The organism is Micromonospora sp. NBRC 110037, assembly GCF_001652995.1.
Lineage (GTDB): Bacteria > Actinomycetota > Actinomycetes > Mycobacteriales > Micromonosporaceae > Micromonospora > Micromonospora chalcea.
Genome location: NZ_BBVA01000002.1, coordinates 962,722 through 989,157 on the forward strand (window position 1 = coordinate 962,722; position 26,436 = coordinate 989,157).

A 26,436-nucleotide genomic window follows, 5' to 3' on the forward strand; every position below is an offset into this window, starting at 1 on the left:
CGATGAGTGTCCTGGACGAGTCGCCCGTCGTGGTGATCGGCGCGGGCCCGGTGGGTCTCGCCGCCGCCGCCCACCTGCACGAGCGTGAGCTGCCCTTCCTCGTCCTGGAGGCCGGGGACACCACCGGCGCGGCGGTGCGGCAGTGGGGGCACGTGCGGCTGTTCTCCCCGTGGCGCTACAACGTCGACCCCGCCGCCCGCCGGCTGCTCGACGACGCCGGCTGGGTCGCCCCGGTCGAGGATGCCCTGCCCACCGGCGCCGAGCTGGTCACCGACTATCTCCAGCCGCTCGCGGACCTGCCGCAGCTCAAGCCCCACCTGCGCTACGGCGCGCGGGTGGAGGCGATCAGCCGGCTCGGCCTGGACCGGCTGCGCACCGCCGGCCGCGAACAGACGCCGTTCCTGATCCGCCTCGCCGACGGCGACGAGTTGCTCGCCCGCGCCGTCATCGACGCCTCCGGCACCTGGGGCACCCCCAACGTCCTCGGCGCCTCCGGCCTGCCCGCCCGCGGCGAGACGGACGCCGCGGCGTTCCTCGAGCACGCCCTGCCCGACGTGCTCGGCAGCGGCCGGGACCGCTTCGCCGGCCGGCACACCCTCGTCGTCGGCGCCGGCCACTCCGCCGCGAACACCCTGCTCTCCCTGGCCGAGCTGGCCACCGCCGAACCCGGCACCGAGGTGACCTGGGCGATCCGCTCGGCCAGCCCCGCCCGCACCTACGGCGGCGGAGACGCCGACGCCCTGCCCGCCCGCGGCGCGCTCGGCGCCCGGCTGCGCGACCACGTCGACGCCGGCCGGATCAAGCTGCTCACCGGATTCTCCGTACACGCCCTCACCCCGGCCGAGGGCCGGGTCACCGTGGCCGTCCGGCACGCCGACGGCACCGACGAGTCCGTCACCGTGGACCGCGTCGTCGCCGCCACCGGCTTCCGCCCCGACCACTCCATCGCGGCCGAGCTGCGCCTGGACCTCGACCCGGTCATGGGAGCCACCCGCGCCCTCGCCCCGCTGATCGACCCGAACGAGCACTCCTGCGGCACCGTCCCGCCGCACGGCGCCGCCGAACTCGCGCACCCCGAGGTCGGCTACTACGCCGTCGGCATGAAGAGCTACGGCCGCGCGCCGACGTTCCTGATGGCCACCGGCTACGAGCAGGTCCGCTCCGTCGTCGCCGCTCTCGCCGGCGACTGGGACGCCGCCCGCGACGTCCAGCTCGACCTGCCCGAGACCGGCGTCTGCAACAGCAACCCCGCCGACTCCACCGGCGCGGACAGCTGCTGCGGCCCCGACCCGGCGGCCACGCCGGCCGCACAAGGGCTGGCGACCGGAATCTCCGGGGGCCTGCTCTCCGCGCCGCTCAGCCTGGTCAGCCTCGACACCCCGACCAACGGCGAGACCGGCGGCTGCTGCACCAGCTGATGACCACCACGACGGCGCCCGCCGGCCCCGCGGCCGGCGGGCGTCACAGGTGGCGCCTCGTCGCCGCCCTCGCCGTCACCAGCACCATCGGGTACGGCACCCTCCACCGCCTGCTGGCCGCGGTCACCACCGCCCGCCTTCTCGCCGCCGCCGCGATGCGCTCGGTAGGGAGCGGACAGCCCTAGCCGAGCAGCGTCCGCAGCGCCCCGGCGAGGCCGGCGCCGGCGGTGACCGGGTGGAGGAAGGACAACCGGATGTCGGCGTGACCGTCCGGCCGCTCCGCGCGCAGCACGATGCCCTCGGCGTCGAGCGCGACCGGGACCATCCGCGTCGCGCCGGCGCTGACGGCGCTGTCGACGAGCGCACCGAGCCGGTCCAGGAGGTCGCCGTGGCACCGGGTCAGGTGCGCGAGGTGGGCGGCCTCGTCGACGGCGATCGGGTCCGGGCGGGCGGCGCGGTACGTGCCGAGGTCCACCGTGACGGGTTCGGTGGCCCGGTCGAGGAGGATCTCGTCCGGCTCGATCGCCCACAGCGCCACCGGCGGCAGGTCGAGCAGCGACATCACGGTGGCCGGGTCGCAGGCGTCGAGCGCGGCCGGGTCGAAGCGGCGGGCGGTGCCCAGGATCCGCAGCCGGTCCCGCACCCGCGAGCGTACGGCGACCGGAGCGAGGTGGGTCACGTCCACGCGTACCGCACCGCGGTGACCGCGCGCGGCCACCAGCAGGCCGCCGGTGCGGCTCATCGCGTCGACCGCGAGGACGATCGTGCCGTCGGGGAGGACTGCGTGGGCGGACAGGAGGTCGGCGGTGGTGTCGCCGAGCGTCAGCCGCAGCGACGAGGCAGCGCTCAGCACGCACCGGGCGGCGACGGCGTCGCGGGGCGTGGAGGTGACCGGAGACGGCCCGGCGGCGACCGGGGTGACGCCGGTCGACGGGGCCGGGCGCCCGGCGGGGTGCAACGCCATGTCTGTCTCCTCGGCCGGAAGGGGTGAAGTCGGCCCAGGTCAGACGGTAGTAGGTAAGGCTTACCTGTGCAACGGCGGGTCGGGTGCCGGAGACGCATACGGGTCACGACGGTGACCGTCGTGACCCGTATGGGCGTGGGTGTCCGCTTTGTTAGGCGGGCTGGTAGGTCAGGCAGTCGCTGACGGTGGCGCCGGGGCCCACCGTGATCGACTCGGCCGTGCAGGCGAGGTTGGTGTTGAACACGCACTCGGCCCGCGCGCACGCGCCCACCGCGCCGGTGACCTCCGCGATCCCGCCGCTCATCGACGACTCGACGAACGTCGCGCAGGACGCCGCGTCGGCGCTCGCCGCCACGGTGATCGCGGGCGCGTGACAACCGTTGTCGTTGAAACTGCACGCCGTGGCGGCGCACTCACGTACCGGCGGAGACTGCAACAGCGTCTTCATGGTGCCTCCAAGTCATGCGGGCCGGCGGTGCGACGGCCGGCCTCGTGGTGCTCGAATGCCATTCGGTATTAGCCCTGCGAGCGGGGCTTCAAACCTGTCCGCCCGAAGTGAGGATCATGCTCACCATAGCAGCGGAATGCGGCGTCGGCGGCGGTAAACCGTCGATCCCGCGCGAACTCCCGGGCGGGCGAAGATGAGGCTTACCTTTGTAAGGAAAGCCTTTGTTTGCCGGTGCGAGGTGGGCGTGCGCTGGCCCCGTCCGCGCTGGTCCGAGCGCAGGGTGCGGTCCGGCGAACGGCCTGGAGCGCGCCGAGGGTCATGCGCCGGATCGGGGAGGTGAATTGATGTGCGGAAATCGGCGCTCCGGAGCCGGGAATTGGTTTCGCCGCCCGGGGCGGAAATCGAATTTCCGCAGCGCCGGTTCCGTACACGGAATTGTGCGCCCGCGCCGGTCGGCGGCGGTGGGTCGGCCGGGGGTCCGCGTCGTGCCCGTGCGCCGGGCTGTCGTCCGCGCGGGCCGCCCGGGGCGGGGGCCCGCGGGGTGGCGGGCAGGATGGCACCCTGAGCGGGCCGGGGCGCCGGTCCGCGCCGGTCGGACCTGGCGGGATCCCCGGGCGGACAGAAGGTGAGGCGGCGTGGTCGAGGGGTGGCACGGCTGGTTCGGCACGATCAACGGGGTCGTGCTCGTCACGGTGGCCGCGCTGCCGTTGGCCGCGCTGGTGGTGTGGCTCCTCGCGCGCCGGCGCGGCGGCGGGCCGGCCTGGCGGCTGTCGCTGGCCGAGGTCGGCATCGTCTACGGGACCGTGCCGTGGGTCTGGATGATCATGCTCCCGGGGGACGGCGTCGGTGTGGTTCCGGGCCGGGTGAGCCTGGTGCCGCTGCGGGACCTGCTGACCGTCCTCGCGAGCGGGCCGCTGACGGTGACGGTCCAGATCGTCGGCAACCTGCTGGTGTTCGCGGCGCTCGGGTTCTTCGGCCCGCTGCGGTTCGCGGCGCTGGCGTCGGTGCCGCGGATCCTGGCGCTCGCGGCCGGTTGCTCGGTCCTGGTCGAGGTCGCGCAGTACGTCCTGCGGCTGGACCGGGTGTCCTCGGTGGACGACGTCCTGCTCAACACCGCCGGCGCCGGACTGGCCGCGCTGGCCTCGCGCCGCTGGTGGCCGGCCCCGGCGTCTCCGGACCGGCCCCTGCCGGTGCCGGCGGCGAAACGCTGAACGGCCCGGATACGGCACGATGGGCCGGACCTCACGGCCCGGCCCATCGCGTCAGCGCGTCAGGTCGACGCGTTCACCGTCCGGTCAGCACAGCTTCTTCGCCAGAGCGGTGGTGGCGCCACCGCTCTCGTACGAGACGAGCAGCGAGGTGCCGGCCGGGAGCGACCCGCTCAGCGGCAGGACGAGCGTGCCGTCCTTCCGCAGGCTGGCCTGGGTCTGCGCCACGACCCGGCTGCCGTCCCAGACGAAGACCCGGGCGGTGCCGGCCTTCTTCACCTGGAGCTGCACCGAGACCTTGTTGGCGGTGCGGGTGACCTTCTTGAGCTTCACCGTGTTGTCCGCCAGCTTGGCGTAACCACCCGGTGCGACCCCGTCCGAGACGGACTGCAGCAGGGTCTGCGGCGAGTCCACGCTCAGCGCCGCGGTGTCGGGCATGATCGGAGCCTTCGGCGCCGACGGCTGCGCCGGCAGGCCCGGCAGGAGCGCGTTGCCCCAGCGCCACGGGTCGGCCCGCACGCCGCTCCAGGTCGACCAGCCGACCCGGGTCTGCGAGCTGAGGTCCTGCGTGTCCGAGTCGTTGACCAGGATGTTCAGGCCCATCCGGCTCGGGTCGATGGTGTCCGGCAGCACGCTGAACGGAATCTTGACCTCGATCCGGTAACCCGTGTACGGGTTGCTGGTCACCACGGAGGCGATCTCCACACCCGGCGCGGTCTCCGGGCCGCCCTGGTGGTTGTCCCGCTCCCGGGCGAAGCACGGCGGGTTCCCGTTGGCCGGGTCGTTCGTGGCCGGGAAGAGCGCCATGTTGAACACCGTGGAGGTGTTCGCCGAGTTGCCGCGCGGGTCGATGCCGAACTCGATGTTGTCGTTACGCCGCGGACGCTTGCAGTCCTCCGGCGGCAGGACGGTGCCGAGCACGTCATCGGTGATGTTGAAGATGGCGTACAGGGCGTCGTCGGTGTGGGTCAGCTGGGCGGTGCCGGAGATGTCCGACGCCGGGGCGGCGGTGCCCTCCCAGCGGGTGGAGATGTCGATGACCTCGCCGGTGTACTCGTGGTCGTGCCCGTGACCGTCAACCGTCGGCGCGGTGGTGGCCTTCGGGATCGTGGTGGTCGGGACCAGGTTGAACGCGCCCGGCTCGGTGGCGCTGCCACCGACGTAGCTGGTCTCGATCTGCACCCGGTAGGCGCCGTTGTCCGGCGCCCGGTTGGCCGTCGGCAGCGACGTGTCGGTGTTGCTGACGGTGAACGTCACCGAGGTGGTGGCGCCCGGCCGCAGGCCGCTGTACGGCACCTGCTGCTCGGCCACCGAGAAGCCGGCGGGAACGTTCAGCTTGACCGAGCCGGACTCGACCCGGGTGCCGTGGTTGGTCAGGTTGACCTTGACGCTGCGGGTGCCGCCGCTGGGGATGTTCAGCAGGGACTCGATGAGCGCGTCGAGCTGCTGGGTCTTGTTCCGCACGGTCCAGGCGCGGAAGTCGGCGATCTCCTCCAGCGGCTCCAGGGTGCCGCGCACCGGAGCGGTGCCCTGCACCTGGGCGCTGCTGGCGCCGCTGCCGTCCTTCTTGCTGGTCAGCGTGGCGTTGAGCCGGAAGCGGGTGCCCACCTCGACCTGCGCGGGCGGGGTGACGGTGAAGGTCTTCACGACCTCCTTGCCCGGGGTCAGCGTGCCGACGTTGCCGTTGCCGCTGACGCTCCAGCCGGCCGGGACGTCCAGGGCGACCTTGGCGCCCGGGATGGCCTTCTCGGCGTACAGGACGGTGTCCACCTTGATGGGCTGGCCGCCGACGGCCTCCCAGGTGCGCGGACGCACGTGGATCTCGGTGCCGAGCGGCAGGCCGCCCGGGGCACGCAGGGTGGCGCCCTGCAGCGCACCGGTGCCGGCGCCCACGTTCGGGTCCGGGTACGGCGTGCGGGTGTCGATCAGCGTCAGCCGGTTACAGCCGATGGCGTCCGGGTTGGTCGTCGGGAAGGAGCTGTTGCCCCAGCCCTGCGACACGTACTCCCGGCGGGCCCAGGTCTGGACCGTGTTCCACCGGTTGCCGTCGTGCCGCGCCGACTCGTAGCCCTGCCAGGTGCCGAAGATGACGTTGCTGGCCTCGGCCGGCGTGAACGTGGTCTCGCAGGCGGGGCCGTTGGTGCCGGTGGTGCCGCTGCCACCGGTCTGGAAGATGCGGGAGACCCGCCAGGGCTTGAGCCCTTCCTTCTTGATCTGCTCCGGGAACGCCTTCGGGTCGGCCGCCGCGTAGAAGGCCTCCACGGCCAGCATGGCCGCCTTCTGGTGGTTGCCGTGGTTGCCCTGCGTCGCCGAGGGGTTCATCGTGAGGATGACCTCGGGCTTGGTTGTCCGCAGGACCCGCACGATCCGGGACAGCGTCTCCTGGTGGCCCCAGACCTCCTCGGTCAGCGGGGCGCTCGCGGTGTACCAGAAGTCGAGCGCGTCCAGGTTGTAGATGTGCTCGACGCCGGCCCAGCCGACGGCCTTGCGCTCCTCGGCCTCCCGCAGGATGCCGAGCTCCGGGCCCTCCTCGAGACCGGTGGCGTTGCCACCGCCCTCGCCGCGGGTGGTGGTGATGACGCCGGCCTTCATGCCGTGATACTCGTTCCAGTATCCGAGCATGCCGAGCTGGCCTGCCTCGTCGTCCGGGTGCGCGCCGATGAACATGATGTCCAGGTCGACGGGCTTGTCGGACTTCTTGGCCTGTGGCTTCGGTGCTGCGTTCTGGGGGTTGGCCTGGGCCGGAGTGGCCAGGCCCAACGACAGAAGACCGCACATGGCGATCGCTGCCGTGGTGCGCCATCTCATGGGCATACCTCTTCGTCTCGAAGCGAGAGTGCTGCGGCTGGGGGACGGGTCACGGGCCCGGCGCGCGCCGGGCCCGTGACGCGGACAGCTGTCCATTGAGGACTGTTGGGTCCTCGCTGGTCGTGGTGCTCGACAACGGGGTGATGGTGTACGCGCACCGTCACGGCGTGAGCGGTGCACACGGTGGCGACGGATCGGTCCACCGGAAGGCCTTCGGGCCGTAACCTAGGGATCTTGCGGAGGCGTCGTCAATAGGCCCGGACGACTTTCTTCCTTATTCGAAGAAACAATCCCCGCAGCTCAGTGGCCCGGCTGCTCGGCCTGCATCAGGCGGAGGGGGAGCTTTGCCCTATTTTGGGCACCCAATGTGGACGCGAGGGCCCGGTTTTGCGCGCCATGTCGGGGTGGCCTGGCGCGTCCGGCTTGCCACTTCCCAAATTTCCGCTGGCCGGAGCTCCGAGATCATCTCGTTACTTGACGTCTCATTTTTTTCACACTAGGAAGAAAGCGTGTCTGACAAAGCCCCGACCAGCCCGGTCAGCCGTGAGCGGTCCCGTGAGATCAAGCGTCTCTCGGTGATCTTGGCCGCCCGGCAGGCCCGGCGGCTGTCCCGAGTGGACCTGGCAGAGATGACCGGCCTCTCGGCGGCCACGGTCACCGCGCTCGTGCGGGAACTCGTCGCCGAGGGCTACCTCATCGAACGCGGGCCCGGCGCGCCCACCACCGGCCGGCCCCGGGAGATGCTCGAGTTCAACCCCCGCGCCGAGCTCGTCGCGGCGGTGTCGCTGGAGCCACCCCGGATCAGTTGCGAGATCGCCGACAGCGAGGGCGCGGTCATCGCGCACCGCGTCGCGCGGCTCGGCGCGAACGTGGTGGAGACCGTCTGCGAGTTCGTCCTCGACCTCGTCGGCGACAACCTGCCCTCGCTGCGCGGCGTCGCGATCGCGGTGCCCGGCGTCTCCACCAACGGCGCGGTACGCCTCGCGCCGTCGGTCGGACTGGTCGAGGCGTGGCCGATCGGCGAGTCCGTGCAACGGCGGCTCGGCGTACCCGTGGTCGTCGACAACGACGTGAACCTCATGGCCGCCGGCGAGTGCGTCGCCGGCGCCGGCGCGGACGTGGCGAACCTGCTGCTGATCCACGTCGCCGAGGGCATCGGCGCCGGCCTCGTGCTCGACGGCAAGGTCCGCCGGGGCGCCAGCGGAGCCGCCGGCGAGGTCGGCTTCCTGCCGCTGGGCGGCACGACCGAGCGTCGCTACAGCGGTGTCGGCGACTTCGAGGCCCGGTGGTCGGTGAACGCCATCGCGGAGCGGGTCGTCGCGCTCAACCCGGGCCGCCGGCCCGAGTCGCCGGTACGGGAGCTGAGCCGGCTCGCCGCGACGTCTGCGCCCGCCCGCGAGTACCTCGACGAGGTCCTCGGCGCCTGGGCCGGGCTCATCCTCTCCTGCGCCTGCGTCGTCGATCCCGGGCTGGTGCTGCTCAGCGGCGCCGCCGCGGAACTGGACGACGCGGCCCTCGACCAGCTTCAGACCCTCGTCTCCGCCCGGACCCCGGCCCCCACCGAGGTGCGCCGGGCCACCCTCGGTGACCAGGCAGTGCTGCACGGAGCTATCAGCTACGCGCTCTCGGCCGCGGTGCCCCGCCCCTCGCTTCCCTGACCACCACCCGACCCCGGCCCCCGACGACCCCGACCCCGACACCCACCCACCCACCACACCCACAGTCACCGTCGCGGCGACCGCGTCCGGATCCCGGACGACAGGTCGCGGCGCGATGCGGCGCGCCCCGGTCCGGGCGCGACCCGCGGACCTTCGACCCCGAGCCCGGGGGGCCGGCGAACCCGCCGGCGTCCCCGGGCCGGCACCGCACACCGTCTTTCTCCGCTCCCGATAGTTCCCCCGCAAAATGGAGGTACCAATGAAACGTCGTTTGGCCCTGGCCGTCGCGTTCAGCGCGCTGCTGGCCGTCAGCGCGTGCGGCAGCAGTGACGACGACAAGGACACCGGCTCCTCCGGCGCCGCGCCGGCCGAGAAGGTCGTCATCTACAGCGCCCGCGACAAGTCGGTCACCGACTACGTCGTGGAGCAGTTCACGACCAAGAACCCCGAGTACAAGGGCAAGGTCGAGGTGCTCAACATGGGCGCCCAGGAGGTGCTCGAGCGGGTCCGCGCCGAGAAGGCCAACCCGCAGGCGTCGGTCTGGTGGGGCGGCACCCAGCAGGGGCTGGCCGCCGGCGCGTCCGAGGGGCTGCTGGAGTCCTGGCAGCCGTCGTTCGCCTCGAAGATCGACGCGCGGTACAAGGACGCCGAGGGCCGCTGGTTCGGCGAGATCCTGCTGCCCGAGGTCATCATGTACAACAACAAGGCGCTGACCCCGGAGACCGCGCCGAAGGACTGGGACGACCTGGTCGACCCGAAGTGGAAAGACAAGATCATCATCCGGGACGTGGCCGCCTCCGGCACCATGCGCTCGATCTACGCCTCGATGATCCAGCGCTACACCCCCGACGGGTCGAACCCGCAGCCCGGCTACGACTGGCTGCGCAAGCTCGACGCCAACACCGTCGAGTACGCCGCCAACCCGAGCGACCTCTACCTGAAGATGTCGCGTGAGCAGGGCGTGGTCAGCGCCTGGAACCTCCAGGACATCCTGCTGCAGGCCAACGAGAAGATGCCGTTCGGCTACGTCATGCCGGCCTCCGGCGCGCCGGTGCTCGTCGACGGCGTGGCCGCGGTCAAGGGCGGCAACACCGAGGGCGCGAAGAAGTTCCTCGAGTTCCTCTTCGACGACTCGCTGCGGGCCAGCCTGGCCAAGGACTACTTCCAGATCCCCGCGGTCGAGATCGCCGAGAAGCCCGAGTGGCTGACCAAGCTCGACCTCAAGCCGATGGACGTCAACTGGGACGTGATCGGCAAGAACGAGACCGCCTGGATCACCCACTGGAACGCCCAGATCAAGGGCAAGGGCTAAGACGCTCGGAACCGGGCCGTGCTGCGGCACGGCCCGGCTTCGTCCTGGAAGGACCCACGAAATGATCGATGTCCGACTGACGGCGGTCAGTAAGCGCTTCGCCAAGTCGAGCGACTCCGCGGCGGTCGATGACGTCACCGTCACCATCGGAGCCGGCGAGTTCTTCACGCTGCTCGGGCCGAGCGGCTGCGGCAAGACGACGACGCTGCGCATGGTGGCCGGCTTCTACTTCCCGACCTCCGGTCACATCCACTTCGGCGACGACGACGTCACCCACTGGACGCCGAACAAGCGGGACACCGGCATGGTGTTCCAGAACTACGCGCTGTTCCCGCACATGACTGTGGCGCAGAACGTCGCGTACGGGCTCAAGGTCCGCCGGGTCTCCCGCGCCGACCAGGCCCGCCGGGTCACCGAGGCGCTCGAACAGGTGCACCTCGCCGGGTACGGCGACCGGCGCATCGACGCGCTCTCCGGCGGCCAGCAGCAGCGGGTCGCGCTGGCGCGGGCCCTGGTCATCCGCCCGCGCACCATGCTGCTCGACGAGCCGCTGTCGAACCTCGACGCGAAGCTGCGCGAGGAGACCCGCGCCGAGATCCGGCGCATCCAGCGGGAGAGCGGCACCACCTCGATCTACGTGACGCACGACCAGGCCGAGGCGATGGCGATGTCGGACCGGATCGCCGTCATGGAGTCCGGCCGGGTCCAGCAGGTCGGCACCCCGCACGAGATCTACTACAAGCCCGCGAACGCGTTCGTGGCCCGGTTCATCGGGCGCAGCAACGTGCTGAGCCTGCCGGTGACCGGCGCGACCGACGACAGCGTCGCGGTGCGCCTGCCCGGCGGCGCCACCATCGACGTCGGCGCGCCCGCCGGGCACGGGCTCGGCGCGGGCGACACCGCGCTCGTCTCCGCGCGCCCCGAGCACATCGCGCTCGGCGGCGACGACGACACGGCGGCCATGCGCGGCCGGATCAGCCACGTCGAGTTCACCGGCATGGCCACCAACATCAGCGTCGACGTGGACGGCAACGAGGTGATGGCGGCGCTGATCGACGCGCCGGCCGGCCTGCAGCTCGGCGACGTGGTGGGACTGCGGCTCGTACCGGAGCGCCTCTGGGTGGTCAAGCCGTGACCGCTGCGACCCGGACCGCCCCCGCCTGGGCGGCGGCCCTCGGCCGGCGTCTGTCCGGCGGGGCCAATTCCCGCTGGTTCCCGTACCTGCTGGTGCTGCCGCTGGTCCTGGTGCTCTGGGGCTTCGTCGTCCAGCCGATGTTCGCCACCTTCCGCGAGAGCGTCAGCGCCAACGGCTCTGACAACTACCTGCAGTTCCTCTCCTCCTCCGGGGTGGCCCGCGAGTCGCTGTTCACCTCGCTGTTCATCTCGGCCGCCAGCGTGCTGCTCTGCGGCATCGTCGGCGTGGCGATGGCGTTCCTGCTCAAGCGGTTCCACTTCCGCGGCCGGCGGCTCATCGAGGCGTTCATCCTGGTGCCGGCGGCCCTGCCGCCGCTGATCGGCGCCGTGTCCTTCCAGCTGCTCTACAGCAACATCGGCATCGTGCCGCGCGGCCTGCAGGCGCTGCTCGGCACCGAGAAGCCGGTCCTGGCCTTCGACGGCATCGCCGGTGTGCTCGTGGTGCACACGTTCACCATGTACCCGTTCTTCTTCCTGGCCGCCTCCGCGGCGCTGGCCGGGATGGACCCGTCGGTCGAGGAGGCGGCGTACAACCTCGGCGCGGGCCGGTTCCGGGTGTGGCGCACGGTCCTGCTGCCGATGCTCACCCCCGCGCTGATCTCGGCGTCGCTGCTGGTCTTCATGACGTCGCTGGCGTCGTACACCGCGCCGCTGCTGTTCAACGTCAGCCAGACCATGACGATGCAGATCTACATCAACCGCACCAACGGCGACCTGCCGATGGCCTCGGCGTACGCCTCGGTGCTCGGCATCGTCTCGATCATCTTCCTGCTGGCGATGCGCTGGTACGAGGGACGGCGCAACTACCAGTCGCAGTCCAAGGGCATCTCGGCGGTCCGGCGGGAGATCACCAACCCGATCGGCCGCTGGCTCGCGCCGCTCGCCTCGGTGCTGGCCACGCTGGTCCTGCTCGCCCCGGTCGCCGCGATCGCGCTCGTCGCCTTCTCCGAGGACCGGTCCTGGACCACCGAGGTGCTGCCGCCGACGTACACGTTCGAGAACTTCGTGACCATCTTCACCGACCCCAAGGCGTTCGAGCCGATCCTCAACTCGGTGCAGATGAGCCTGATCGCGGTCGTGGGCTGTGTGGTGATCGGCGTGCTCATCGCGTACGCGGTGCGGCGGCTGAAGTTCGTCGGGCGCGGCCTGCTCGACGTGGCCGTGATGATCGCCTGGGCGCTGCCCGGCACGGTCGTCGCGATCAACCTGATCTCGGCGTTCAGCACCGGCAACGCGTTCAGCTTCGGGCAGGTGCTGGTCGGCACGTTCTGGATCCTGCCGCTGGCCTACTTCGTGCGGTTCCTGCCGATCGTGTTCCGGTCCAGCTCCGCGACGCTGGCGCTGATCGACCCGTCGCTGGAGGACGCCGCCCGTAACCTCGGCGCCTCCTGGCTGCGCGCGTTCTACACGATCACCGTGCGGCTGATGCTGCCCGGCGTGCTCGCCGGCGCGCTGCTGGCGTTCGTGCACGGCGTCGGCGAGTTCGTCGCCTCGGTGCTCATCTACACCTCGTCGACGGTGCCGATCTCGGTCGCCATCAACAACCGGATGTACAGCTTCGAGCTGGGCACCGCGGCCGCCTACGGCATGCTCCAGGTGCTGCTCATCTTCGTGGTGATGTGGTTCTCCGGTCGGCTGGAGAGCAGCCGGACCGCGACCCGGAGGGCCGAGCAGTGGACGAACTGATCGAGCGGTGGCGGACCGGGGGAGGGCTGCTCCCGGTCACCCGGGTACCCGGGCACGCGTTCGCCGCCGTGACCGAGGCGGCCGACCTGGCGGTGCTGCCGGTCGGCGCGGTCGAGTGGCACGGCCCCCACCTGCCGATCGGAACCGACCTGATCCTGGCCGAGGGCTTCGCCGGGGAACTGGCCACCGGGCCGGCCCGGGCGGTGCTGTTCCCGGCCACGCCGTACGCCGCCTGCCCGGGCCAGACCCGGCCGTGGCCGGGCACGGTGGCGCTGCGACCGGAGATCGCCGTCGGCTACCTCGCCGACGTGCTCGCCGGCATCGTCGAGGCGGGCTTTTCCCGGGTGCTCGTGGTCAACGGGCACGACGCCAACATGTCCACCGTCCGCGCCGCGATGGAGTGGGTCTCCGGCCGGCACCGGGCCAGCATGATGCTGGTGAACTGGTTCCAGCTCGTCGGCCCGGACGAGACCACCGAGATGTTCGGTGAGCTGCCCGCCCGGGGGCACGGCGGCGCGTACGAGAGCTCCGCGGTTCTGGGCTTCGACCCGGACGCGGTGCGCCTGGACGCCGCGCCGGACCTGCCGCCGAAGCCGAAACTGCCCACCCCGTACCCGTACGTGCTCGTGGAGTCGCGGCCCGACCCGTGGCAGGGCTGGTCGGGCCATGTCTCGCTGGCCGGGGAGGAGGCCGGCTGCCGGATCCGCGCCACCGCCGGCGCACGCCTGCGCGAGCTGGTCGGGGCGTGGCTCGCCGCGCCGCTGCCCGGGCCCCCCGGCGCCGACGGGCCGGACCAGACGACCGGATGACCACGCGCGGCACGCCGCACGACAACGCACCACCTCGGGAGGCCACCATGAGCCCGTCACTGACCGTCTATCAACAGCACCACCTCCGGGTGGTGTTCGACCACCACGTCGCCCACCTCTACCCGGCGATGGTCACGGCCAGCAAGGCCCACGTCGTCATGCTCGCCGAGCAGGGACTGATCACCGACGAGGCCGCCGCCACGATGCTGCGCGGCCTGGTCACCCTCACCGGGGACCGGCCCGAGGAACTGGAGTACGACGGCAGCGTCGAGGACGTCTACTACACGCTGGAGAAGCGGCTCGCCGCCGCGGCGGGCATCGAGCCGTCGCAGCTCAGCGTGCAGCTCGCGCGCAGCCGCAACGACCTCGACGCCGGCGTGTTCCGGATGGTGCTGCGCGACCAGCTGCTCCAGGTGCTCGACGCGCTGCTGGCCACCGGCCGTACCGTGCTGGACCGCGCGGACCGGCACGCCGACGTGGTGGTCACCGGCTACACGCACCGCCGCCCGGCCCAGCCGACCAGCATCGGGCACGTCTTCGCCGGCTACGCCGAGGCTCTTGCCGGTGAGGCCGCCGCGTACGCCGACCTGCTGGACGAGATGAACCGCTCGCCGCTGGGCTCCTGCGCGTTCGCCGGCACCGACCTGGACATCTCGCCCCGGCGGCTGGCCGACCTGCTCGGCTTCGACCAGCTGATCGTCAACTCGTACGAGGCGGTGGCCGGCGCGGACCACCTGGTCCGGGTCGCCACGCTCAACGCGCAGGCGCTCGCCACCGGGGCCCGGCTGGCCCGCACGCTGATGGACTGGCTGAGCTGGGGCTGGGTGGTCACGCCCGGCGAGTTCACCCAGGGCAGCAGCATCATGCCGCAGAAGCGCAACCCGGTGGTGCTGGAGCACCTCGTCTCGATGGCCGGCGCCGCCGCGGCCGACGCCGCGAGCGTGCTCAACAACGTCGGCGCCGCCTGGTGGGAGGACTCCAACAACGCCACCACCGACGTGCAGGCCCGGCTCTGGGACGGCGACGACCGGGCGTACCGGTTCTTCTCGCTGCTCGGCGGCCTGATCGAGAAGCTGGACCCGCTGCGCCCGCCGTCCGCTGAGGAAATCGTCGCCTCCGGCGCCACCACCACCGCCGCGGCCGACGCGCTGGCCCGCCACGGCGTGCCGTTCCGGGGCGCCCACTCGCTGCTCGGCCGCCTGGTACGCGGCGGCGCGCCCGCCACCTGGACCGGGGACCTGGTCCGGTCCACCGCCGCCGAGCTGGGTCTGACGCTCGACGACGCCGCGGTGCGGGACCTGCTGGCCGCCGCGGTCCGCCCCGAACTCGTGCTGCGCCGTGCCCAGGCCGACGGGCCCGGCGAGGCGGCCGTCCGGGACCAGGTCAGACGACTGTCTACAATGCTCGACGCGGTGCAGGAGCGGGCGCAGGCGTTGCGCGAGCGGCTGACCCGTGCCGACACGGCTCTCGCCGAGGCGGTCGCGGCGAGGGTAGGCCCGTGACGGGGCGACAGACGCAGCTGGCCGTGGTCGCGGACGTCGTGTCGCGGCGACCACGTGATCTGGACCGACGGCCCGAAGGGCGATCTGACATCACCATGGAACGACCGGCAAATCCGCGCCTGCTCGGCATCGACTTCGGCGGCACCAAGATGGCCATCGGCGTGGGCGACGCCGACGGCCGGCTGCTCGTCTCCGAGCGCCTGCCCACCAATGCCGAGCAGGGCGCGCAGCAGGCCCTCACCCGGGCGCTGGACCGGGCCCGCGAACTCGCCGAGCAGACCGGCGGCACGCTCGTCGCGGCGGGCATCGCCTCGCCCGGCGTGGTCCACGACGAGGGCATCGAACTGGCGCCGAACGTGCCCGGCTGGGAGCAGCTGCGGCTCGCCGACGCGGTCCGCGCCCACCTGAACCTGGCGCACGTGCGGGTCACGAACGACCTGAAGGCAGCCGCCCACGCCGAGCTGCGGCTCGGGGCGCTGCGCGACGCGGACCCGGGACTCGTCGTCGGGCTCGGGACCGGCGTCGCGGCGGCGGTCACCGTCAACGGCGAGGTGCTGCCGGGCCGCCACGGCGCCGCCGGGGAGATCGCCTACGGGCTGACCGACCACAGCTGGCCGCCCCGCCTGGAACCGATGCTGGAGGCGACGTTCTCCGGCCGGGCCCTGGACGAGCTGGCGCAGCGGCTGGGCGTGGACGGCCGGGCGGCCGGCCTGTGCGCGGCCGCGCAACAGCCGGGCGAGGTACGCGAACAGCTCCGCCGACGCGTCGACGAACTCGCCCGCCACCTCGTCACCTGCTGCCTCGTGCTCGACCCGCAGCGGATCGTGCTGGTGGGCAGCGTCGCCGGCAACGACCTGGTGCGGGCGCTGCTGACCGAACGGCTCACCCACACGCTGCCGTATCCGCCGGAGATCGTGCTGTCGGACTTCGCGCAGGACGCCGCGCTGCTCGGTTCGCTCGCCATGGCCGTCGAGGCCCAACCCGCGGTGGTCTGAGCGGGCCGGGCGCCGGGAACGGATCGGGCGGGGCGCGGTGGGGCGCCCCGCCCGGTCGTTTCTCGCGGGTTCAGTCGGTGGACGCCTCGGCGCGGCGTACCACCTCGGCGGCGGCCCGCACCACCGCCCGGTCCAGCAGCCGCCCGTCGGCGTCGGTGGCCACCCCGGAGCCGCCGCGTTCGGCCCGCTCCAGCGCCTCCAGCACGGCCCGCGCCGAGGCCACCTCGGCCTCGGTGGGGGTGAACACCTCGTTGATCGTCGCGATCTGCCCGGGGTGGATGGCGCTGCGGGCCCGGAAGCCCTGCCGCAGCAGCGCCCGGGTGGTCAGCTCCAGCCGTTCCGGGTCGCGCAGCGTCGTCTCCACCGGTCCCACCGGCGGGGTGATGCCGGCCGCCGCCGACGCGACCACGACCTGGGAGCGGATCGGCGCGAACTCCGCCCGCTCCGGTCCCGGCTGCAACCCCAGCTCACCGGCGAGGTCCGCCTCGCCGAGGCCGAGCCGCAGCACCCGTGGCGCCTCGGCCACCCGCGGCGCGGTGAGCACGCCCCGGGCGGTCTCGATCAGCGCCACCACCCGGAACGCCGGGGCGTCCGGGCCGAGCCGCCGCTGCACCCGGGCCAGCGCGGCGTCGACCTCGGCGAGCAGCTCCGGCTCGGCCTTCGGCACCCAGACCCCGGCCGCCGCCGGGGAGAGCACCTCGACGTCCGCCGCGACCTGGTCGCTGTTGATCCGCACCCACAGCTCGGGGCCGGCCGGCGCGGCGGCGCCCAGGTACCCGGCGACCGTCTCCCGGGCGTGCGCCTTGCGGGCCGGCGTGACCGCGTCCTCCAGGTCGAGCACGAGCGCGTCCGCGCCGCGCCCGGCCGCCTTGTCCAGCAGGTCCGCCCGGTCGCCCGGCACGTACAGGTAACTGCGCGCCACCGCCGCCATCAGTCGTTCCCCCTACCGCTGCGGGCGGGCGAGGTAGCGGCCGGCCGGCTCGCCGGTGACCTTGCCGTCGACGAGCACGTGCTGCCCGCGCACGAAGGTGTCGGTGACCCGGGCGGTCAGCTCGAAGCCCTCGAACGGCGTGTACTCCTGCGTCGACTCGGAGTCCTCCGCGCGCACCGTCCAGGTCGAGTTCGGGTCGACCAGGCAGATGTCGGCGTCGTACCCCTGCGCGATCGCGCCCTTGTTGCGCAGGCCGAAGCGCTGGGCCGGATTCCACGAGGTCAGCTCCGCCACCCGCTGGTAGGACAGGCCGCGCCGGTTGCCCTCGGTGACCAGGCCGGGCAGCAGGTACTCGGCGCCGCCGAAGCCGGACTTGGCGACGAAGATGTCGTCGCGCGGCTCACCGAACTTGACCTCGTCCTTGCAGCAGGCGTGGTCGCTGACCACCCAGTCGATCTTGCCGTCCAGGACGTACCCCCAGAGCGCCTCGACGTCGGCGCGCGGGCGCAGCGGCGGGTTGACCTTGCCGCCCAGGCCGTGCGCGGTGTCGATGTCGGCCACCAGGTGGCCGATGGTCACCTCGCGGCGGAAGTCGATGTGCGGGAACGCCCGCGCCATCCGCAGCGCTGCGTCGACCGCCTTCTCCGAGGTCAGGTGCAGCAGGTTGATCTTCGGCAGCCCGGTCTCGTGCGCCAGGTACGACGCGATCGACACGGCCAGTCCCTCGGAGTGCGGCGGCCGCGACGCGTGGTACGCCTCCAGCCCGCGCAGCGTGCCGTCCTGCTCGACCTGCTTGGTGTACGCGCTCATGATCTCGGCGGTCTCGCAGTGCAGCGACAGCGAGATCTCGTCGGCCAACTCGGGGAAACGCTCCCGGGCCGCCTGGACGCCCCGCATCACGAACTCGAAGTGGGCGTAGTCGTACCGCTCGCCCTCCGGGATCATCAGGAACGAGTTCTGGTCGGCGGAGCGGCCGTGCAGGCCGTGGCTGCCGTAGAACATGAAGATCTTGAACGAGGTGACCCCGTGCTCCTCCACCAGCGACGGCACCTCGCCGATGTGCTCCCGCGACATCGGCGCCAGGTGGAAGCCGTAGTCGATGTAGGAGCGGCCCTCGGTCGCGGCCAGGACCTCGGGGAAGAAGTCGGCGTACCGGCCGCCCCGGTTGAGGTAGTACTGCCCGGTGCGCATGTAGTTCAGCGCCGTGGTGACGCCGCCCTGCACCGACGCGCGGCTCTCCGAGACGGCGTCCTCGCTCAGCGGGTTGTAGATGCCCCAGTGCTGGTGCGCGTCGACCACGCCGGGGAAGGCGAGCCGGCCGCCGCCGTCGACGACCTGGGCGGCCTCCGCCCGGTCGATCTGCGGGGCGACGCGGCTGATCCGCCCGTCGGTGACGCCGATGTCCATCAGCTCGGGCTCGGGCCGGTCGTGCCGGACCACGCGGACGTTTGTCAACAGCAGGTCGTAGGTGCTCATGGTGTTGCTCCTCGTGCTCGGTTCAGCGGCGGTTGATCAGGCCCATCAGGCCGTGGACGTCGGGGGCCTGGTCGAGCCGGTGGACCTCGTCGGCGATGCGGGCGGCGGTGGCCTCGGGCAGGGACGCGGCGTTCGTGCGGAACTTCACCGCCAGCTCGGCGTCGCTGAGCGGACGCTGCGGGCCGCCCCGGTTGGCCAGGACCTCCTGCACCCACTCGCGTCCGTCCCGGGTGACGATCCGCAGCACCGCCGGGAACTGGTGCGGGAAGATCTCGTCGCACCGCTCGTCGGCCACCACGTCGACCCGCGCCATCAGCGCCCGCCGTTGCGGGTCGTGCGCCAGGGCGTCGGTGAAGTCGGCCAGCTCCACGCCCAGACCGCCGCCGCCGATCAGGCCAGCGGCGACCGCATACGGGCCGCTGAACTGCGCCTCGTAGCCGGTCTGCGGCGCGCGCTTGCGCTCGATCGGCTGGCCGATGGTACGCACCGTCGGCGTGGGCACGCCGAGCGTGATCGACTCGATCTCGTCCAGCGGCAGCCCGCGCTCGCGCAGCGCGATCGCCGCGTCGATGGCGGCGTGGGTGAAGTGGTTCGCCGGGTACGGCTTGAAGAAGATGCCGGGCACCGCCCACTCGGAGCCGAGCCCGCGGACGATCTCGTCGCCGTCGAACTCGCCGCGCAGGAACGCCTGGAAGAAGCCGAAGCGCCCCTCCAGCACGGTCGGCGGGCCGGTCACGCCGTGCCGGGCCAGCTGCGCGGCGCTGACCGCCGCGTGCGCCGCCCAGCCGCAGTGGATCCGCTTGACGGTGCCGCCGTTGCGGTTGGACTCGATCAGCCCGGCCGCCATCGAGGCGGACACCCCGAGCGCGTCGAGCGTGCCGCCCGCGTCCAGCTTCAGCAGCCGGGCCGCGGCCACCGCCCCGCCCAGCGTGCCGCAGATCGAGGTGGCGTGCTGGCCGTGCTCGAAGAAGACCGAGTTGCCGGCCGCCGGGTCGTAGCCGGCCATGCCGAGGCGTACGCACGCCTCCAGGCCCACCGCGATCGCGGCCACCGTCTCCTGCCCGGAGGCGCCGGACAGCTCGGCGGCGGCGAGCGCGGCCGGCACCACCGTGGCACTGGGGTGCAGCACCGACGGCAGGTGCGTGTCGTCGTAGTCGAGGGAGTGCGCCAGCACGCCGTTGGCGAACGCGGCCAGCGCGGCCGGGACCTTCTCGTCCACGCCGACGGCGGTGGCCTGGCCACGGCCGCCCTGCTCGGCGACGTACGCCAGCGCGGCCTGGCTGGTCGGCAGCGGCTGCGCCGCCACGCAGAGCCCGAGCACGTCCAGCACGCGGGCCCGGACGCTGGCGACCACCTCGTCGGGCAGCGTCGCGGCGGAGGTGTCGGCGGCGAAGGCGGCCAGGTGCCGGCCCAGGGTCGGCTCAGCCACGGCTGACCACCGCCAGCGGACGCACCGGGGAGCCGGTGGCGCCGTACAGCGGCAGCGGGGCCATGACGAAGGTGAACTCGTGCACCCCGTCGCGGGCCAGCTCCTCCAGCGCCATCGTCTCGATCAGGTAGATGCCGTGCTCCACCAGCAGGATCCGGTGCGCCGGCAGCGTGCTGTGGCCCTTGCCCGGCGGCAGGCACTCGAAGGCGATGGTGTCCGCGCCGGCCGCGTGCACGCCCCGCTGCGCCAGCCAGCCGGCGCCGTCCGCGCCGACCCCCGGTACGCCGGAGTCCTTGCCGATGTACTGGTTGCGGTCCTCGTGGTCGAACAGCCGGCCCCAGCCGCTGCGGATGAGCACCACGTCGCCTGCGCCCACCGGCGTGCCCTGCCGGGACACGGTGGCGTCCAGGTCGGCGGGGGTGATCTCGTAGCCGGCCTCGCAGCCCTCCAGGCCCAGCGTGGCGGGCACGTCCAGCAGCACGCCGCGGCGGACCATCGGCGCGACGGTGTGCACGCCCAGCTCGTCGAACCGGCCGCCGACCTGCGCCGCGGCGGCGTCGGCGCCGCCGTGCAGCCGGCCGTCCTGGGACACGTGCGCGAGGGCGTCGACGTGCGTGCCGACGTGTGTGCCCATGACCAGCAGGTCGTTGGCGGCGGAGCCGCCGTCGGCGCGCACCATGTCGCCGTGCCGGCGCGGCAGGGTGAGCCCGAACGCCGGGTGGTTCGGTGACTGCGGCATGCCGACGGTCAGCCGCCGGCCCAGGTCGTAGATCGTGACGCCGGCCTGCACGGCGTCGAGCAGGCGGTCGGCGGTTCTGGCAGTGGTGCCCACGGGGTTCCTCGCGTTTCGGCTGTCGGCGTCGTCAGGCGACGACGCCACGGGCTTTCAGGTCGGCGATCTCGGCCGGGTCGCAGCCGAGCTCCTCGACGAGCAGGGCGTCGGTGTCGGCGCCGGGGGAGCGGCCGGTGAAGCGGATCCGGCCCGGCGTCTCCGACATCCGCCACATGACGTTGTGCATCCGCATCGGGCCCAGGTCCGGGTCGTCGACCTTCGTGATCATCTCGGTGGCCTGCACGTGCGGGTCCTCGACGATGTCCTTGGCGCTGTAGACCGGTGCGACGGCGGCGCCGGCCTCGGCGAAGGCCGCGGCCACCTCGTCGCGGGTCCGCTCGCCGATCCACGACCCGACGTACTCGTCGAGCAGGTCCGCGTGCGCCACCCGGCCGACGCCGGTGCGGAACCACGGCTCGTCGATCACCTCCGGGTGGCCCACCAGCCGCAGCACCCGCTCGGCGATCGCCTGGGCGCTGGTGGAGATGGCGACCCACGAGCCGTCCTTGGTCTGGTACGTGTTGCGGGGCGCGTTGTTCGTCGACCGGTTGCCCTGCCGCTGCTCCACCACGCCGAGCTGGTCGTAGACGGTGGGACCCGGGCCGACGGCGGTCATGATCGGCTCCAGCAGGCTCATGTCGATCACCTGGCCCCGGCCGCCGGAACGCTCCCGGTGCCACAGCGCCATCATCACCGCCGAGGAGGTGGCGATGCCGCAGATGCTGTCGGCCAGCCCGAACGCGGGCAGCGTCGGCGGGCCGTCCGCCGTGCCGGTCAGGTGGGCGAACCCGCTCATCGCCTCGGCCAGCGTGCCGAACCCGGCACGGGAGGCGTACGGGCCGGTCTGCCCGAAGCCGGTGATCCGGGCGATCACCAGGCCGGGGTTGACCCGGTGCAGCTCCTCCGGGCCGATGCCCCAGCGCTCCAGCGTGCCCGGGCGGAAGTTCTCCACCAGCACGTCGGCCCGCTCGGCCAGCCGCAGCAGCAGCGCCGCGCCGTCCGGCGCGGACAGGTTCAGCCCGATCAGCCGCTTGTTGCGGGAGATCTCCTTCCACCACAGGGGATGGCCGTCCTTGGTCTTGCCGTGGCCGCGCATGCTGTCACCCATGGTCGGGTGCTCGATCTTCACCACGTCGGCGCCGTAGTCGCCGAGGATCTGACAGCACAGCGGTCCGGCGAGGATCGTCGAGACGTCCAGCACGCGCAGGCCCGTCAGGGGTCCGTCACTCACCTGTTCCACCTCCCCAGTTCTGTTTCTGACCCGTCCGTCCGGCGGCACGTTGCGCCGGCGGCCGGAAACCCAGTTCGGCGGATATCTCCGCCGCCGCCGCGGCGACCAGCGCGCCGTGCGCGGCGCAGACCTCCGGGGTGAACCGGTTCTGCGGCCCGCACAGCGAGATCGAGCCGAACACCTGCCCGGTCGCGTAGCGCACCGGCGCGGCCACGCTGCCCGCGCCGTTCTGCCGCTCGCCCATGCTCACCGCGTACCCCTGGCGGCGGACCCGGCCCAGCTCGGACCGCAGCTTCGCGGTGGAGGTGATGGTGGCCGAGGTGACCGCGTCCAGCGGGTGGTGGTCGAGGTAGTCCTCGATCTCCGCGTCCGGCAGCGCCGCGAGGATCGCCTTCGACGACGACCCGGAGTGCAGCGCGTGGCTGGTGCCCAGGGACACCGACATGCGTACCTCGTGCGGCGAGAGCACCTGGTCGATGTAGACGCGGGTCCAGCCCTGCCGCACCGACAGCGTCGCGGTCTCGCCGCTGTCGCGCACCAGCCGGACCAGGTACCGGCGGGCGATGTCCGGCACGTCCAGCGCGCGCAGCGCGGCCAGTCCCACCGCCAGCGCGCCGCTGCCCAGCCGGTACCGCTTGGTCTCCTCGTTGAAGGTGAGGAAGCTGTCGGCCACCAGTTCCTTGAGGATCCGGTGCGCGACCGCCTTGGGCAGTCCCAGCTCCCGCGCGATCGTCGACACGCCGAGGGTCTCCGGCGCCCGTTCGGCGATGATGTTGACGATGTCGAGGGCGCGTCCGAGGCCGGAGCGGGTCCGGCCGGCGGTGGCGCTCTCGACAACCGCTGTGGTGATCATCTTCTCTCCTCCACTGTCGACGTAGGGCGGGATCGCCGGGCCTCAGGCGGGCGCGACCGGAGTCTTCCCGGGCGGCAGGCCGTCCGGCTGTCGGGGTCGCTCCCGCGCGATCACCAGTGCCACCGAGGCGAGCACCACGGCGCCGGCGAGCACCTGACGTCCGGACAACGACTCATCCAGCACCATCATGCCGAGCAGGACCGCCACCACCGGGTTGACGTACGCGTAGGTGGACGCGAGCTGGATCGGCGCGTTGCGCAGCAGCCACGTGTAGACGCTGAAGCCGACCACCGTGGACACGAGCATCAGGTAGGTCCACGCCAGCCAGGACCGGCCCGTCACGTCGGACAGGCGGAACCCGCCCAGCTCACCGCTGGCCAGGCTGGCCACCGCCACCGCGAGGCCGCCCACGAGCATCTGCCAGCCGGTGCCGACCAGGTGGTCGGCCGGCATGCGCAGCCGCTGCGACAGCGTCGAGCCCAGCGCCCACACCATCGTGGAGAGCACCACCAGCAGCATCCCGCCGAGGTGCCACCCCTGCGTCGGCACCGCGAACAGCAGCGCCAGCCCGACCACACCGCCGAGTACGCCCACGGCCGCCAGCGGGGACGGCCGCGGACCGACCACCAGCCGCAGCACCAGCACCCACAGCGGCATCCCGGCCACCAGCAGCGAGGTCAGACCCGTCGGCACGTACAGCTGACCCAGCGCCAGCAGCGCGCTGCCGGCGCCGACCATCAGCAGCCCGCTGGCACCCACCCCGGTCCACTGCCGCCGGGGCAGCAGCAGCCCCGCCGGTCCCCGCCACAGCGCCGCCACCGCGAACAGCAGCAGCGCCGCGGCCAGGAACCGGGCCGAGGTGGCCACCAGCGGCGGAATGCTGTCCAGGGCCACCCGGTTGCCCAGGTAGGTCGAGCCCCAGATCAGGTAGACCGCGCCGAGCCCGACGGCCAGGGCCATCGGGCCGGCGGGCCGCGGCGGATCCGCCGGGTGGCGGGCCGCCGCGGGCCGGGTCAGGTCAGCGGTGTCCATTTACCCGGATCGCCACCGCGGTGTTGCCCCGGAGGGCGTTCGAGTACGGACACATCCGGTCGGCCAGCTCCACCGCGCGCTCCAGGTCGGCCTGCGGGCACTGCGGCGCGGACACGTCCAGCACCACGGCGATCGCGTACCGGCCGTCGTCGGTCTGCCCGAGGGAGACCGAGGCGGTGACAGTCGTCGGGCCGGGCTTGACGCCGGCCTGGCGGGCGGCGACGGCGAGCGCGCTGTCGAAGCACGCGGCGTAGCCGGCGGCGAACAGCTCCTCCGGGTCGGTGCCGGGCGCGTCCGGGCCCCGCTGGGCGGGACGGGTCAGGTCGACCCGCAGCGACCCGGTCAGCGACCGGGCGCTTCCGCCCCGGCCGCCGGACACCTCCACCTTCGCGGTGTAGACGGTGTTCGCCGGTACGACCTTCGCCTCGGACGCCGGGGTGCCGACGTTCATGCCGGCACCTCCGTTCCCAGGTCCGCGTGCACCTGCGCGGCGACCGCGTCGGCGAACGCCTCCGGCTGCTCGTCGGCCACGAAGTCGGTGCCGCCGGGGATGGTGACCAGCTCGGCGCTGGGCAGCGCGGCCCGCACCTGGGGCGTCATCCGGTCCAGCAGGTCGTCGGCGCCGTGCAGCAGCACGATGGGCAGCGCGTCCAGGGCGGCCGTGTCGACGTGGTGGTCGAACACCGCCCGGTACGCGGTGGCGTAATCCGGGCCGGTCAGCAGGTACTCGGTGACCTGGCGGTTCGCCTCCTCCGGGGTCAGCGCCGGGTACAGGCCGTACACCCGGTCCCAGATCACCTTCAGGTGCCCGCCGTCGCGGTCCGGGGAGTAGCCGGGCGCGTACGACCGCTTCTTCTCCGCCCGCTCCTGCTCGTCGTAGAGCGGGATGCCCTGCAGGATCAGCCGGTGCACCCGCTCCGGCGCCGACATCATCGCCTGCGCGCCGACGATCGCGCCGGTGTGCTGCCCGAGCAGGTGCACCTTGGACAGCCCGAGGGCGTCGGCGAACTGCCACACGCCGGCCGCGTACTCGGGGATGGACCACGGGCGGGGCGGGGCGTCGGACATCCCGAAGCCCGGCGTGTCCGGGGCGATCACCCGCAGGCCGCGGCGGGCCAGCGGCTCGATGACCGCGTCGTAGGTGGCCGAGGAGAGCGGGGACTGGTGCAGGATCAGCAGCACCGGTGCGTCGGCGTCGCCGCCGTGCCGGTAGTGCACCTGACCCCACGGCACGTCGACGTAGGCGCGGCGGGCCACGCCGCGGGCCCGGGTCACTCGGCCACCGCCAGCGCCGCCATGACCTCGATGACGTGCTTGATGCCGGCCTTGTAGTCGTCCAGCCGGATGTTCTCGTTCGGGCCGTCCACACCGGAGTCGGCCCGAGAGACGCCGACGCCGACGATGGGCCGGTCGGCGATCACGCCCTGGTTGCCGATCCACTGCGTGTACGGCTCGATCACCGGCTCGGTCCCGTACACCCGGCGGGCCGCGTCCGCGACGAGCGCGACGAACGGGTCGCGGTGGTCGGTGAGGTTGGGCCGGCTGGTCGCCATCACCTCGATGCGCAGGTCACCGAAGCCGGTCGCGGCCAGGTGGTCGCGCACGCACCCGAGGACGCGCTCCGGGTCCTGGCCCGGCACCAGCCGGATCTCCAGCTTCGCCGACGCGGTCGACGGGATGCCCAGCGTCACGTCGTCACGCATGTCGCCACCGGCGATGCCGGCCACGGTCAGCGTCGGCACGGTCCGGATGGCCACCGCCGCGGCCTGGTCGTCCAGGTCGCCGGTGAACCGCTCGACCTGGGCCCGCTTGCGCAGGAAGTCCCCGTCGAACGCCACCTTCTCCAGCAGCGCCCGCTCCTCGTCCGTCGGCGGCCGTGCGTCGTCGGCGAAGCCGGGGATCGTCACGGTGCCGTCGGGCCGCTGCAGCTGCGCCAGGGCGGCGGCCAGGCGCGCCGTGGCGGCCGGCAGCAGCGCGGTGTTCTGGCTGGTCAGGTCACGCGGCAGGGTCTGCGCGGTGAGGCGCAGGTAGAGCACGCCCTTCTCGGCCAGCTTGAGCAGCAGCCGGTCCTCGCCGTCGAGCCAGGAGTTCTCCCACAGCGCCGCGTCGCTGGCGAGCCGGTCGGCGTGCGCCTGCACGAACGAGCCCAGACCCGGGCTGTGCAGCCACTTCTTGCCCTCGAAGATGATCCGGTTGGTCACCGGCGGGGTGAGCCCGGCGAGCTTCCAGGCCGCCGCCGCGTGGATGCGGGACATGATGACGCCCTTGTCGTCGGCCACGCCCCGGGCGTAGAGCCGGCCGTCGTGGATCTCCGCCGCGTAGGGCGGGCTGATCCAGTCGGCGTCGTCACCGGCCGGCTCGACCTCCACGTCGTAGTGCGTGAAGTGCAGCAGCGCCTTGTCGCCCTCGCCGGCCACCTCGGCCAGCACGTACGGGTACGACTGCTCCCACGGGATGATCTCGGCCTCGCCGCCCCAGCGGCGGACCGATCCGGCGATGAACTCGGCGGTGGCCTCCATCTGCTCCGGCTCCTGGCGGCGGCTGCGGATGCGGCACAGCTGCTGGAGCTCCTCGACGAACTCGTCGAAGTGGGCGTCGACGGCCGCCAGCGCGGCCGCGGTATCCGGTTTGGGCATGGTGGTCCTCACAG

The 26,436-nt window shown here is 72.8% G+C and carries 23 protein-coding genes; 10 read left to right on the forward strand and 13 right to left on the reverse strand.

The window, feature by feature from the left end; all coding sequences use genetic code 11:
* The first annotated feature begins 2 nt into the window (after window positions 1-2).
* The gene (locus A4R25_RS03385) at window positions 3-1,418 is read left to right on the forward strand and encodes an NAD(P)-binding domain-containing protein (protein WP_064445569.1); all 1,416 of its coding nucleotides are present in this window, start codon (window positions 3-5) and stop codon (window positions 1,416-1,418) included.
* On the forward strand, window positions 1,418-1,603 hold the full coding sequence (locus tag A4R25_RS03390) for a hypothetical protein (protein WP_064445570.1): 186 nt from the start codon (window positions 1,418-1,420) through the stop codon (window positions 1,601-1,603). Before A4R25_RS03385 ends, A4R25_RS03390 begins: the two co-directional genes overlap by 1 nt.
* Here the strand turns inward: A4R25_RS03390 and A4R25_RS03395 are convergent.
* Window positions 1,600-2,382, reverse strand: coding sequence for a hypothetical protein (locus A4R25_RS03395; RefSeq protein WP_064445571.1), 783 nt, complete (start codon window positions 2,380-2,382; stop codon window positions 1,600-1,602). The genes A4R25_RS03390 and A4R25_RS03395 overlap by 4 nt on opposite strands.
* A 151-nt stretch (window positions 2,383-2,533) precedes the next feature.
* On the reverse strand, window positions 2,534-2,830 hold the full coding sequence (locus A4R25_RS03400) for a DUF1540 domain-containing protein (RefSeq protein ID WP_064445572.1): 297 nt from the start codon (window positions 2,828-2,830) through the stop codon (window positions 2,534-2,536).
* Between the two features lie 635 nt (window positions 2,831-3,465).
* On the opposite strand from A4R25_RS03400, the gene A4R25_RS03405 reads away from it, so the two are divergent.
* Window positions 3,466-4,041, forward strand: coding sequence for a VanZ family protein (locus A4R25_RS03405; protein WP_064445573.1), 576 nt, complete (start codon window positions 3,466-3,468; stop codon window positions 4,039-4,041).
* An 84-nt stretch (window positions 4,042-4,125) separates the two neighbouring features.
* Here A4R25_RS03405 and A4R25_RS03410 read toward each other — a convergent pair whose 3' ends face one another.
* Window positions 4,126-6,846 carry a sugar-binding protein gene (locus A4R25_RS03410; protein ID WP_064445574.1) on the reverse strand — a complete coding sequence of 907 codons (2,721 nt, stop codon included), beginning with the start codon at window positions 6,844-6,846 and terminating at the stop codon, window positions 4,126-4,128.
* A gap of 509 nt (window positions 6,847-7,355) precedes the next feature.
* On the opposite strand from A4R25_RS03410, the gene A4R25_RS03415 reads away from it, so the two are divergent.
* From A4R25_RS03415 to A4R25_RS03445, 7 genes are all read left to right on the forward strand, one after another.
* Window positions 7,356-8,504, forward strand: a complete 1,149-nt coding sequence (locus A4R25_RS03415) for an ROK family transcriptional regulator (protein WP_043323169.1) — start codon at window positions 7,356-7,358, stop codon at window positions 8,502-8,504.
* A 259-nt stretch (window positions 8,505-8,763) separates the two neighbouring features.
* A complete protein-coding gene (locus tag A4R25_RS03420) occupies window positions 8,764-9,816 on the forward strand; it encodes an extracellular solute-binding protein (RefSeq protein WP_064445575.1) in 1,053 nt (350 codons plus the stop codon).
* A 61-nt stretch (window positions 9,817-9,877) separates the two neighbouring features.
* Window positions 9,878-10,951, forward strand: a complete 1,074-nt coding sequence (locus A4R25_RS03425; RefSeq protein ID WP_043323172.1) for an ABC transporter ATP-binding protein — start codon at window positions 9,878-9,880, stop codon at window positions 10,949-10,951.
* The gene (locus A4R25_RS03430; RefSeq protein ID WP_064445576.1) at window positions 10,948-12,696 is read left to right on the forward strand and encodes an iron ABC transporter permease; all 1,749 of its coding nucleotides are present in this window, start codon (window positions 10,948-10,950) and stop codon (window positions 12,694-12,696) included. Before A4R25_RS03425 ends, A4R25_RS03430 begins: the two co-directional genes overlap by 4 nt.
* The gene (locus A4R25_RS03435; RefSeq protein WP_064445577.1) at window positions 12,684-13,505 is read left to right on the forward strand and encodes a creatininase family protein; all 822 of its coding nucleotides are present in this window, start codon (window positions 12,684-12,686) and stop codon (window positions 13,503-13,505) included. The genes A4R25_RS03430 and A4R25_RS03435 overlap by 13 nt, the downstream gene beginning before the upstream one ends.
* 47 nt (window positions 13,506-13,552) lie before the next feature.
* Entirely contained in the window at window positions 13,553-15,007 is a 1,455-nt protein-coding gene (locus tag A4R25_RS03440; protein WP_064446457.1) for an argininosuccinate lyase, read from the forward strand.
* A gap of 95 nt (window positions 15,008-15,102) precedes the next feature.
* Window positions 15,103-16,002: an ROK family protein gene (locus tag A4R25_RS03445; RefSeq protein WP_043323180.1), complete on the forward strand. Its 900-nt coding sequence runs from the start codon at window positions 15,103-15,105 to the stop codon at window positions 16,000-16,002.
* Window positions 16,003-16,072: 70 nt separating this feature from the next.
* Here the strand turns inward: A4R25_RS03445 and A4R25_RS03450 are convergent, their stop codons facing one another.
* Genes A4R25_RS03450 through A4R25_RS03495 form a run of 10 tightly spaced genes read right to left on the reverse strand, consistent with a single transcriptional unit; the run spans window position 16,073 to window position 26,422 of the window.
* Window positions 16,073-16,933, reverse strand: coding sequence for a CoA ester lyase (locus A4R25_RS03450; protein ID WP_064445578.1), 861 nt, complete (start codon window positions 16,931-16,933; stop codon window positions 16,073-16,075).
* Between the two features lie 12 nt (window positions 16,934-16,945).
* Window positions 16,946-18,409: a dihydroorotase family protein gene (locus tag A4R25_RS03455; protein ID WP_043323186.1), complete on the reverse strand. Its 1,464-nt coding sequence runs from the start codon at window positions 18,407-18,409 to the stop codon at window positions 16,946-16,948.
* Window positions 18,410-18,431: 22 nt separating this feature from the next.
* Window positions 18,432-19,838 (reverse strand): MmgE/PrpD family protein, encoded by a 1,407-nt coding sequence (locus A4R25_RS03460; RefSeq protein ID WP_064445579.1) that lies wholly within the window; start codon window positions 19,836-19,838, stop codon window positions 18,432-18,434.
* Window positions 19,831-20,670 (reverse strand): cyclase family protein, encoded by an 840-nt coding sequence (locus tag A4R25_RS03465; protein ID WP_043323192.1) that lies wholly within the window; start codon window positions 20,668-20,670, stop codon window positions 19,831-19,833. The genes A4R25_RS03460 and A4R25_RS03465 overlap by 8 nt, the downstream gene beginning before the upstream one ends.
* A gap of 31 nt (window positions 20,671-20,701) precedes the next feature.
* Window positions 20,702-21,901, reverse strand: coding sequence for a CaiB/BaiF CoA-transferase family protein (locus A4R25_RS03470; protein WP_043330005.1), 1,200 nt, complete (start codon window positions 21,899-21,901; stop codon window positions 20,702-20,704).
* The gene (locus A4R25_RS03475; RefSeq protein WP_064445580.1) at window positions 21,894-22,754 is read right to left on the reverse strand and encodes an IclR family transcriptional regulator; all 861 of its coding nucleotides are present in this window, start codon (window positions 22,752-22,754) and stop codon (window positions 21,894-21,896) included. Before A4R25_RS03475 ends, A4R25_RS03470 begins: the two co-directional genes overlap by 8 nt.
* Before the next feature lie 42 nt (window positions 22,755-22,796).
* Window positions 22,797-23,786, reverse strand: a complete 990-nt coding sequence (locus tag A4R25_RS03480; protein WP_064445581.1) for an EamA family transporter — start codon at window positions 23,784-23,786, stop codon at window positions 22,797-22,799.
* On the reverse strand, window positions 23,773-24,237 hold the full coding sequence (locus A4R25_RS03485) for an Ohr family peroxiredoxin (protein ID WP_043323200.1): 465 nt from the start codon (window positions 24,235-24,237) through the stop codon (window positions 23,773-23,775). The genes A4R25_RS03480 and A4R25_RS03485 overlap by 14 nt, the downstream gene beginning before the upstream one ends.
* Window positions 24,234-25,061 (reverse strand): alpha/beta fold hydrolase, encoded by an 828-nt coding sequence (locus A4R25_RS03490; protein ID WP_064445582.1) that lies wholly within the window; start codon window positions 25,059-25,061, stop codon window positions 24,234-24,236. The genes A4R25_RS03485 and A4R25_RS03490 overlap by 4 nt, the downstream gene beginning before the upstream one ends.
* Window positions 25,058-26,422: a M20/M25/M40 family metallo-hydrolase gene (locus A4R25_RS03495; protein ID WP_043323205.1), complete on the reverse strand. Its 1,365-nt coding sequence runs from the start codon at window positions 26,420-26,422 to the stop codon at window positions 25,058-25,060. Before A4R25_RS03495 ends, A4R25_RS03490 begins: the two co-directional genes overlap by 4 nt.
* Window positions 26,423-26,436 lie beyond the last annotated feature (14 nt).